The sequence below is a fragment of the Streptomyces sparsus genome, from assembly GCF_054776295.1.
Genome location: NZ_BAAHCA010001383.1, coordinates 1 through 912 on the forward strand (window position 1 = coordinate 1; position 912 = coordinate 912).

The 912-nt window shown below is 75.4% G+C and carries 1 protein-coding gene; it reads right to left on the reverse strand.

The genetic code is table 11. The annotated features are described in order from the left end of the window. Positions 1-32: 32 nt before the first annotated feature. The coding region (locus tag ACYVE9_RS28580) for an amidase (RefSeq protein ID WP_461030787.1) at positions 33-912 on the reverse strand (880 nt) is incomplete at its 5' end.

A 912-nucleotide genomic window follows, 5' to 3' on the forward strand; every position in this document is an offset into this window, starting at 1 on the left:
CCGCCCACCGCGGGCCGTCGGCCCTCACCCGTTCACCACATGGGCGGTTTGCGGTCGGCCCACGGACGGGCCGCCTCCAACTGGGCCGACACCGAGACGAGGTTCGCGTCCTCCCCGTACCGCCCGGCCAGCATCACGCCGATCGGCAGCCCCTCGGCGTTCCAGTGCAGCGGCACGTTCACGGCCGGCTGCCCCGTCGCGTTGAACAGCGGGGTGAACGGCGTGAAGTGCGACAGCCCGACGAACTCCGCGGCCGGGTCCGCGTCGTCGCGCAGCCCGCCGATCGGAGCCGGCGGCCGGGCCAGCGTCGGCGTGAGGACCACGTCGTAGGCGTCCGCCGCCAGCAGCGTGTCCGCCACCATCTGCCCCAGCGCCCGGAACGCGTACAGCGACTGCTGGAGCTCGACGCCCGACACCCGCTGTCCCATCGCCCGCAGGTGCCGGGTCAGCGGCATCAGCAGTTCCTCGTCCCGCTCCGCCACCGGGTGGGCGTTGGCCATGACCGCCCACACCGCGGTGAACGCCCCCATCAGTGACTCGTCCGCGGGCAGCGCGACCTCCTCCACCTCGTGGCCCAGCTCCCGCAGCAGCGCGACGGCCTCCTCCCACGCCTGACGGCAGTCCGGGTGCAGCTCCGCTCCCGGGACCGGCGGATCGGCGACGGCCACCACCCTGAGCCGGCCCGGCTCCCGGCCGGCGTGTCCCGCGAAGGTCTCACCCGGCGGCAGTGGCGGGGCGCCGTAGGGGTCACCCGGCATCGGCCCGGCCAGCACGTCCAGCAGCGTGGCGGCGTCGGCGACGGTCCGGGCCAGCGGGCCGGACGTGGAGAGGCCGCTGATGTCGTGCAGCACCGGGCCGCCGCTGACCCGGCCGCGGCTGGGCTTGATGCCGAACAGGCCGCAGACCGACGCC